This window comes from Streptococcus agalactiae ATCC 13813, from assembly GCF_000186445.1.
Classification (GTDB): domain Bacteria; phylum Bacillota; class Bacilli; order Lactobacillales; family Streptococcaceae; genus Streptococcus; species Streptococcus agalactiae.
In genome coordinates this window covers 1,306,257-1,314,895 of the sequence record NZ_GL636070.1, presented here as the reverse complement: position 1 = coordinate 1,314,895, position 8,639 = coordinate 1,306,257, and the positions used below count along the sequence as shown (strand labels likewise).

10 protein-coding genes are annotated in these 8,639 nt (G+C 35.8%); 9 read left to right on the top strand and 1 reads right to left on the bottom strand.

Annotated features, from left to right (window positions below):
* Positions 1 to 37: 37 nt before the first annotated feature.
* The 9 genes from tenA (at position 38) to HMPREF9171_RS107030 (ending at position 8,097) form a co-directional block, all read left to right on the top strand.
* Positions 38 to 718: a thiaminase II gene (gene tenA, locus HMPREF9171_RS106990; RefSeq protein WP_000910123.1), complete on the top strand. Its 681-nt coding sequence runs from the start codon at positions 38 to 40 to the stop codon at positions 716 to 718.
* Position 719: 1 nt separating this feature from the next.
* Complete coding sequence (gene thiD / locus HMPREF9171_RS106995) at positions 720 to 1,517, top strand: bifunctional hydroxymethylpyrimidine kinase/phosphomethylpyrimidine kinase (protein WP_000221574.1); 798 nt, start codon at positions 720 to 722, stop codon at positions 1,515 to 1,517.
* A gap of 1 nt (position 1,518) precedes the next feature.
* The gene (thiM, locus tag HMPREF9171_RS107000; protein WP_000280424.1) at positions 1,519 to 2,289 is read left to right on the top strand and encodes a hydroxyethylthiazole kinase; all 771 of its coding nucleotides are present in this window, start codon (positions 1,519 to 1,521) and stop codon (positions 2,287 to 2,289) included.
* Positions 2,290 to 2,302: 13 nt separating this feature from the next.
* On the top strand, positions 2,303 to 2,974 hold the full coding sequence (thiE, locus tag HMPREF9171_RS107005) for a thiamine phosphate synthase (protein ID WP_000655658.1): 672 nt from the start codon (positions 2,303 to 2,305) through the stop codon (positions 2,972 to 2,974).
* A gap of 126 nt (positions 2,975 to 3,100) precedes the next feature.
* The gene (gene murA / locus HMPREF9171_RS107010; RefSeq protein ID WP_001226236.1) at positions 3,101 to 4,360 is read left to right on the top strand and encodes a UDP-N-acetylglucosamine 1-carboxyvinyltransferase; all 1,260 of its coding nucleotides are present in this window, start codon (positions 3,101 to 3,103) and stop codon (positions 4,358 to 4,360) included.
* A gap of 101 nt (positions 4,361 to 4,461) precedes the next feature.
* A complete protein-coding gene (locus HMPREF9171_RS107015) occupies positions 4,462 to 5,016 on the top strand; it encodes a GNAT family N-acetyltransferase (RefSeq protein WP_000355956.1) in 555 nt (184 codons plus the stop codon).
* On the top strand, positions 5,009 to 6,292 hold the full coding sequence (spxR, locus tag HMPREF9171_RS107020; protein ID WP_000033790.1) for a CBS-HotDog domain-containing transcription factor SpxR: 1,284 nt from the start codon (positions 5,009 to 5,011) through the stop codon (positions 6,290 to 6,292). Before HMPREF9171_RS107015 ends, spxR begins: the two co-directional genes overlap by 8 nt.
* 22 nt (positions 6,293 to 6,314) lie before the next feature.
* Positions 6,315 to 7,175: a methionyl aminopeptidase gene (locus HMPREF9171_RS107025; protein WP_000631565.1), complete on the top strand. Its 861-nt coding sequence runs from the start codon at positions 6,315 to 6,317 to the stop codon at positions 7,173 to 7,175.
* Position 7,176: 1 nt separating this feature from the next.
* Positions 7,177 to 8,097, top strand: coding sequence for a YihY/virulence factor BrkB family protein (locus HMPREF9171_RS107030; RefSeq protein ID WP_000768440.1), 921 nt, complete (start codon positions 7,177 to 7,179; stop codon positions 8,095 to 8,097).
* Between the two features lie 16 nt (positions 8,098 to 8,113).
* Here HMPREF9171_RS107030 and HMPREF9171_RS107035 read toward each other — a convergent pair whose 3' ends face one another.
* Positions 8,114 to 8,569, bottom strand: a complete 456-nt coding sequence (locus HMPREF9171_RS107035) for a GtrA family protein (RefSeq protein WP_000239848.1) — start codon at positions 8,567 to 8,569, stop codon at positions 8,114 to 8,116.
* Between the last annotated feature and the right edge of the window lie 70 nt (positions 8,570 to 8,639).

Genomic DNA, 8,639 nt, shown 5'->3' with positions numbered 1-8,639 from the left:
GTGTTCTGCTCATGAGATCATAACAAAGGAGATTACTATGTTAAAAGATGAGATGATTGCTAAAGGAGCAAAATATATCCAATCCATCTATCAAGATCCATTTATTCAAGGAATTATAAAAGGGCGTTTAGACCATGACGTAATCTGCCATTATTTACAGGCAGATAATATCTACCTTGGGAAATTTGCTGATATTTATGCCCTGTGCTTGGCAAAATCTGATAATTTACGAGATAAACAATTTTTCCTTGAACAAATTGACTTTACATTAAATCGGGAGTTAGCAGATGGTGAAGGTCCACATCAAGCCTTGGCAGCTTATACTAATCGATCTTATCAGGATATTATCGAAAAGGCTGTATGGTACCCGTCAGCAGATCATTACATTAAACATATGTATTTTCATTTTTACGAAAATGGTATTGCTGGTGCTTTAGCTGCAATGAGCCCATGTCCATGGATTTACCATCAATTGGCTAAAAAAATAATTGAGGAGAACCAGTTTTTGAATGGTAACCCTTTTAATAATTGGATAACTTTTTATGCTAACGATATAGTTGAAGAGTTAATGGAAAACTATTTTCGTATGATGGATTATTATGCGCAGAATTTGTCAAAAGAGAAGCAAGCTGATTTGGTAGATGCTTTTGTGAAATCTTGTCAGCATGAGAGACGTTTTTTTCAAATGGCAATAAATCAAGAAAAATGGGAGGATTAATATGACTTATTTAGCACCAGTTTTAACTATTGCAGGAACTGATCCTAGCGGTGGAGCAGGGATTATGGCGGATTTAAAGACATTTCAAGCTCGTCGGACTTACGGGATGGCTGTTGTGACTAGTGTTGTTGCTCAGAACACTTGTGGGGTTAGAGGCGTTCAGCATATAGAAACAGCTATCATTGATCAACAACTAGCTTGTGTCTATGATGATATTAAGCCAAAGGCGGTCAAAACAGGAATGTTAGCGGAGAGGGAAACGATTAGTTTAGTCGCTTCATATTTAAAAAAATATCCGCAACCTTATGTATTAGATCCTGTTATGGTGGCAACTAGCGGACATCGTTTAATTGATTCAGATGCCGTAGAAGCATTAAAAGAAGACTTATTGCCATTAGCAACTATTATCACACCAAATTTACCAGAAGCTGAGGTTTTAGTGGGATATGACTTATCAGATGAAGTAATTATTATTAAAGCAGGTTACGATATTCAAAAACAATATTCTGTTAGAAATGTTCTTATAAAGGGAGGACATCTAGATGGTTTGGCTAAAGATTATTTATTTTTGGAAAAAGAAGGGTTGATAACTCTTAGTAATCAACGTATCAATACTATTCATACTCATGGGACTGGGTGTACATTTGCAGCAGTCGTTGCAGCGGAGTTAGCTAAAGGGCAATCAATTCTAAACGCGGTAAGTACTGCTAAATCATTTATTACTTCAGCTATCAAAACAGCGCCTGAGTTGGGTCTTGGAAACGGTCCTGTCAATCATACTAGTTATCAAGGAGACTAAAATGTATTTAGAACAACTAAAAGAGGTAAATCCTTTAACCATTTGTATCACTAATAATGTGGTCAAAAACTTTACAGCCAATGGTTTATTAGCTTTAGGAGCTTCTCCGGCTATGAGCGAGTGCATAGAGGACTTAGAAGACTTGTTAAAAGTTGCAGATGCATTATTAATTAATATAGGAACACTAACAAAAGAAAGTTGGCAACTTTACCAAGAAGCAATCAAAATAGCAAATAAAAACCAAGTTCCAGTTGTATTAGATCCTGTAGTGGCAGGAGCAAGTCGTTTTCGATTAGAAGTGTCACTTGATTTATTGAAGAATTATTCTATTAGTTTACTTAGAGGAAATGGTAGTGAAATCGCTGCTTTGGTTGGTGAAAAACAAGCGTCTAAAGGGGCAGATGGGGGAAAAGTGGCTGATTTAGAATCAATTGCTGTAAAAGCCAATCAAGTTTTTGATGTGCCGGTGGTTGTCACAGGAGAAACTGATGCTATCGCTGTTAGAGGAGAAGTTCGCTTATTACAAAATGGTAGTCCTTTAATGCCACTTGTTACAGGAACTGGATGTCTGTTAGGGGCAGTATTAGCTGCTTTTATTGGTAGTTCTGACAGAAGCGATGATCTTGCTTGTCTGACAGAGGCCATTACTGTTTATAATGTTGCTGGAGAAATTGCAGAGAAGGTGGCAAAAGGTAAGGGGGTGGGAAGTTTCCAAGTTGCATTTTTAGATGCCCTTTCCCAGATGAGATCAGAAATGATTATGGACAAATAGGTGGTGTCGGTAGATGAAAGATACATTGAAATTATATTTTGTTTGTGGGACTGTGGATTGCTCTAGGAAGAATATATTGACTGTTGTTGAAGAAGCCTTACAAGCAGGTATAACTCTATTTCAATTTAGAGAAAAAGGTTTTACAGCATTACAAGGTAAGGAAAAAATTGCTATGGCTAAGCAACTCCAAATACTTTGTAAGCAATATCAAGTTCCTTTTATTATTGATGATGACATTGACTTAGTTGAGTTAATTGATGCTGATGGTCTTCATATTGGACAAAATGATTTACCTGTTGATGAGGCACGGAGACGTTTACCAGATAAAATCATCGGTTTATCTGTGAGTACAATGGCTGAATATCAGAAATCACAATTATCTGTTGTTGATTACATCGGAATTGGTCCTTTTAATCCGACACAATCAAAAGCAGATGCTAAGCCTGCTGTTGGCAATAGGACAACAAAGGCAGTTAGAGAAATTAATCAAGATATTCCAATCGTTGCAATAGGCGGAATCACTAGTGATTTTGTTCATGATATTATAGAATCAGGTGCAGATGGGATTGCAGTTATATCGGCTATTTCAAAAGCAAATCATATTGTAGATGCAACCAGACAATTGCGCTATGAAGTTGAAAAAGCTCTGGTTAATAGGCAAAAACACAGTGATGTAACCAAATAAGGCTACATCGTTAATTATAAGAATTTTTAAGATATTATATCATCACACAATACTGGTATTTGAAAAAGAATTTAAACTATGATAATATAGTAGAGTTGAATTCTAGTTAAAGAAAGATTTGAAAGTATGCGTAAAATTATTATTAACGGTGGCAAGCAACTGACGGGAGAAGTTGCTGTATCGGGTGCTAAAAATAGTGTAGTTGCCTTGATTCCTGCCACTATCCTTGCTGATGATATTGTGGTCTTAGATGGAGTTCCGGCTATTTCTGATGTTGACAGTTTAGTTGACATTATGGAAACTATGGGAGCTAAGATTAAGCGTTATGGTGAGACGCTTGAAATTGATCCACGTGGTGTTAAAGATATTCCAATGCCTTATGGCAAAATCAATAGTCTTCGTGCATCCTATTATTTTTATGGAAGCTTATTGGGGCGTTATGGTCAAGCAACAGTAGGTTTACCTGGTGGTTGTGATTTAGGTCCCCGTCCGATTGATTTACATTTAAAAGCTTTTGAAGCGATGGGAGCTAGTGTTTCTTATGAAGGTGATTCAATGCGTCTAGCAACAAACGGAAAGCCTTTGCAAGGAGCAAATATTTATATGGATACTGTCAGTGTTGGTGCGACAATTAACACTATGATCGCAGCAGCTAAGGCAAATGGTCGTACGGTTATTGAAAATGCTGCGCGTGAACCAGAAATTATTGACGTGGCTACTCTTTTAAATAATATGGGAGCTCATATTCGTGGTGCTGGGACTGATGTTATTACAATTGAAGGTGTGAAATCGCTCCATGGCACGCGTCATCAAGTAATTCCAGATCGTATTGAAGCAGGAACTTATATTGCTATGGCAGCAGCTATCGGACGAGGAATAAAAGTGACCAATGTGTTATATGAACACCTTGAGAGTTTCATTGCTAAGTTAGATGAGATGGGAGTTCGAATGACAGTTGAAGAGGATTCAATTTTTGTTGAAGAACAAGAAAAGTTAAAAGCTGTATCCATAAAAACCTCACCTTACCCAGGATTTGCTACAGATTTACAACAACCTCTAACCCCTTTATTACTAACAGCAGAAGGAAACGGGAGTTTATTAGATACTATCTATGAGAAACGTGTTAATCATGTTCCCGAATTAGCACGTATGGGAGCTAATATTTCTACCCTAGGAGGCAAAATAGTTTATAGTGGTCCTAATCAATTATCTGGTGCACCTGTAAAAGCGACAGATTTGCGTGCAGGCGCTGCTTTAGTTATCGCTGGCTTAATGGCAGAGGGACGAACTGAAATTACGAACATCGAGTTTATTTTACGTGGATATTCTAATATCATCGAGAAACTAACATCATTGGGTGCGGATATCCAATTGGTTGAAGAATAGTATATATAACAAAGAGTTGAGAATATTTCTTAGCTCTTTTCTTCTTGTTTTAGATTAAGTCACTTATAGGTATTTGAAATCTCTTGTGGTATAATATTATCATGGATATATGGACAAATTTAGGACGGTTTGCATTCATTGAAACAGAACATGTTAACCTACGTCCTGTTGCCTACACTGATAGGGAAGCTTTTTGGCGAATAGCTTCAAAAAGGACAAATTTACAATTTATTTTTCCTGTTCAAACCAGTAAGAAGGAAAGTGATTTTCTTTTAGTTTATTCTTTTATGAAAGAGCCGTTGGGAGTTTGGGCGATTGAAGATAAAGTTAGTCATAAAATGTTTGGAGTTATCCGTTTTGAAAACATTGATTTATCTAAAAAGACAGCTGAAATTGGCTATTTTTTGAAAGAAAGTTCTTGGGGTCAAGGCATTATGACTGAATGTCTAAAGACACTTTCTTTTTTTGCTTTTCAAGAGTTTGGGATGGACAAATTGATCATAGTAACACATAAAGAGAATATTGCTAGTCAGAAGGTTGCTTTGAAGGCGCATTTCAAACAATCTAGGAGTTTTAAAGGAAGCGACCGTTATACACGCCGTATAAGAGACTATATTGAGTTTCAATTAACTAGGGGTGATTATCGTTATGAGTAAACATCAAGAAATTTTGGAGTACCTAGAAAATTTAGCTGTTGGTAAGAGGGTTAGTGTACGCAGTATTTCAAATCATTTAAAGGTGAGCGATGGCACTGCATACCGCGCTATAAAAGAGGCAGAAAATAGAGGTATTGTTGAGACTAGACCACGTAGTGGGACAGTACGTGTTGCTCAAAAAGCAAAGGTTAATATTGAAAAACTGACTTATGCTGAAATTGCAAGGATTAGTGACTCACAAGTTGTTGCAGGAACAGAGGGACTCAGCAAGGAGTTTAGTAAATTTTCTATAGGTGCAATGACTCACAGAAATATTGAAAAATATTTGGTGCAAGGAGGGTTATTGATTGTTGGCGACCGTGATGAGATACAACATTTAGCCTTACAACATCAAAACGCTATCTTAGTTACAGGTGGCTTTAATGTTTCCCCATCTGTTTGTTGTTTAGCAGATAAACTTCAAATTCCCGTAATGGTAACACACTATGATACATTCACAGTATCAACGATGATTAATCACACTTTGTCAAATGCCAAAATTCGTACTGATTTAAAGACCGTTGAACAAGTCTATCAGTCGCAAATGGATTACGGTTTCTTAGCGCAGGATGATACCGTAAAAGAATTCAATCTTCTTGTTAAACAAACTAAAAATGTTCGTTTTCCAATAGTCAACCAAGCTAATGTTGTCGTTGGTGTTGTTAGTGTTCAAGATATTCTTGGAAAAGATAAAGAAGTAAAATTGGCAACAGTCATGTCAAAAAATATCATTGTTGCTAAACCTCGAATGAGTCTAGCTAATATCAGTCAAAAAATGATTTTTGAAGATTTGAATATGATGCCAGTAGTATCGGATGACTTTGAATTATTAGGCGTTATTACAAGAAGACAAGCTGTAGAAAATTTATCGATGTCGCAAGGGACAGATTTATACACCTATAGTGATCAAATCTTATCTAATTTACAAATTGAAGATGGTCACTTTTCGTTTTTAGTAGAACCCGATATGATTGACCATACAGGTAGCTTAACACAAGGAGTTTTGACAGAGTTCTCAAAAGAAATTTGTATTCGTGTCTTAACTCGTAAGCATCAACGCAGTATTGTTGTTAAACAAATGACACTTTATTTCTTGCAACCTGTTCAAATTGATGAAATAATAATGGTAACGCCAACAATTATTTCAGAAAAACGGCGCGAAGCTACACTCGATTTAGAATTAAAATTAGAAAATAAAATTATTGCTAAAGCTATGATAGCGGTAAAAATTAATTAGATATAAGGAGAATAAATAGAAAATGATTACATTAAAGTCAGCACGCGAAATTGAAGCAATGGATAGAGCAGGTGATTTTTTAGCCAGCATCCACATTGGACTTCGTGATATTATCAAACCAGGAGTTGATATGTGGGAAGTTGAAGAATACGTTCGTAGACGTTGTAAAGAAGAAAACGTATTGCCATTGCAAATCGGGGTTGATGGTGCAGTTATGGATTACCCATATGCTACTTGTTGTGGGCTTAATGATGAAGTGGCTCATGCCTTTCCTCGTCATTATACCCTAAAACAAGGTGACCTTTTAAAAGTAGATATGGTTTTAAGCGAACCTTTAGATAAATCAATTGTTGATGTTTCATCGTTAAACTTTGACAACGTAGCTCAAATGAAAAAGTACACGGAAACATATAGTGGTGGTTTGGCAGATTCGTGTTGGGCTTATGCTGTAGGTGAAGTTTCACAAGAGGTGAAAGACTTAATGTCTGTGACAAGAGAAGCAATGTATATTGGGATTGAAAAAGCAGTTATCGGAAACCGTATCGGTGATATTGGAGCTGCTATTCAGGATTATGCAGAGAATCGTGGTTATGGAGTTGTTCGTGATTTGGTTGGTCACGGTGTTGGTCCAACGATGCATGAAGAGCCTATGGTGCCTAACTATGGTACAGCAGGTCGAGGTCTCCGTCTTCGTGAGGGGATGGTTTTAACCATCGAACCAATGATTAATACTGGTACTTGGGAAATTGATACAGACATGAAAACTGGTTGGGCACATAAAACCTTAGATGGTGGTCTTTCTTGTCAATATGAACATCAATTTGTTATCACTAAAGATGGTCCTGTTATTTTAACGAGTCAAGGAGAAGAAAGAACTTACTAAAATGAAATTAAAAAAATTCTTTGAGGATTTGCTGGCTAAACTAGAATATAGACCCATTCAAGTTTTTATGCGTCATTTTCAAAGTGCAGAGATGGACTTATCAGCCATAGCAGTTGCTTATTATCTATTAGTGACAGCTTTTCCATTACTAGTTATTGCTGCTAATATTTTTCCTTATTTTCATATTAATGTTTCGGATTTATTGTCACTTATGCAAAAAAATCTTCCGAAAAATATTTATGAACCTGCCTCACGCTTAGCAGTAGATGCTTTTTCGAAACCGTCTACCGGCATTTTGGGATTCGCGTCATTAACAGCTTTTTGGACAATGTCTAAAAGTTTGACCTCTCTTCAAAAAGCCATTAATAAAGCATACGGTGTTGACCAACACAGAGACTTTGTGATTAGTCGTTTAGTGGGTGTGGGGACTGGGCTGATCATCCTATTTTTACTGACTTTTGTTTTAATTTTTTCAACCTTTTCAAAACCAGTTTTACAGATAATTGTAAACATGTATGATTTGGGAGATACTCTAACGGCGTGGCTTTTAAATCTTGCACAACCAGTTACATTTTTGACTATATTTTTAGGTATTGGAATTTTATACTTTATTTTACCTAACGCACGAATTAGAAAAGTACGTTATGTCATTCCAGGAACATTATTTTCAACGTTTGTTATTGGTTTTTTTAGTAATTTAATTAGCCAATACGTCTTAAATAGGGTTGAGAAAATGGTAGATATTAAAACGTTTGGTTCGGTCGTTATCTTTATCTTAATGCTATGGTTTATTTTCTTAGCCCACATTATGATTTTAGGTGCAATACTGAATGCCAGCGTTCAAGAAATTGCGACAGGAAAAATTGAATCAAGGCGTGGAGATATTATGTCTCTTATCCAAAAATCCAAAGAAGAAAAATAAGAAAAGACAGCTCTTGTTAGAGTTGCCTTTTTTTGTCTTTAAAAATAACAAATTTGCTCAAGATGTAGTTGAGTAAAATAATTAATATTTGAGATACAAGGCTTTCAATGGTATTGATTTTATTTAAATTGTGCTGAACGAATTGTCCGATAATAGAAGGAAATTGATCAACAAAAATAACAGCTAATATCAAATCTAATCCTAATGTGCCTAATCTAGCGATGACAAATGTTTGTAAGCGTTGAAACTGTCCAATTTTAGTTTGTTTAAAAACAAATCGATCATTTGTAAAAAAAGCAAAAAGTATAGCTATTATGTTAGCAACTATTGCAGAGAATGGAGCGTCCTGCGAGAAATTAAAAATCCCTTGTCGAATAACTAAATAAAGAAGGGATGTTAATAGTCCGAACAGTAAATATAAGCTGACTTCATTTTGAATACTTTTTTTCAGTAACGATTTTAATTTAACCATATTTTTATTATATCACGGATGCTTCAAAGTGATGAGGAAATCTCCCATAAGCTTGGCTTTACTTTTTGTT

Bases quoted from the DNA above. Each gene is read 5' to 3' on its own strand.
- tenA (WP_000910123.1), top strand. From the start codon at position 38: ATGTTAAAAGATGAGATGATTGCTAAAGGAGCAAAATATATCCAATCC.
- thiD (WP_000221574.1), top strand. From the start codon at position 720: ATGACTTATTTAGCACCAGTTTTAACTATTGCAGGAACTGATCCTAGC.
- thiM (WP_000280424.1), top strand. From the start codon at position 1,519: ATGTATTTAGAACAACTAAAAGAGGTAAATCCTTTAACCATTTGTATC.
- thiE (WP_000655658.1), top strand. From the start codon at position 2,303: ATGAAAGATACATTGAAATTATATTTTGTTTGTGGGACTGTGGATTGC.
- murA (WP_001226236.1), top strand. From the start codon at position 3,101: ATGCGTAAAATTATTATTAACGGTGGCAAGCAACTGACGGGAGAAGTT.
- HMPREF9171_RS107015 (WP_000355956.1), top strand. From the start codon at position 4,462: ATGGATATATGGACAAATTTAGGACGGTTTGCATTCATTGAAACAGAA.
- spxR (WP_000033790.1), top strand. From the start codon at position 5,009: ATGAGTAAACATCAAGAAATTTTGGAGTACCTAGAAAATTTAGCTGTT.
- HMPREF9171_RS107025 (WP_000631565.1), top strand. From the start codon at position 6,315: ATGATTACATTAAAGTCAGCACGCGAAATTGAAGCAATGGATAGAGCA.
- HMPREF9171_RS107030 (WP_000768440.1), top strand. From the start codon at position 7,177: ATGAAATTAAAAAAATTCTTTGAGGATTTGCTGGCTAAACTAGAATAT.
- HMPREF9171_RS107035 (WP_000239848.1), bottom strand. From the start codon at position 8,569: ATGGTTAAATTAAAATCGTTACTGAAAAAAAGTATTCAAAATGAAGTC.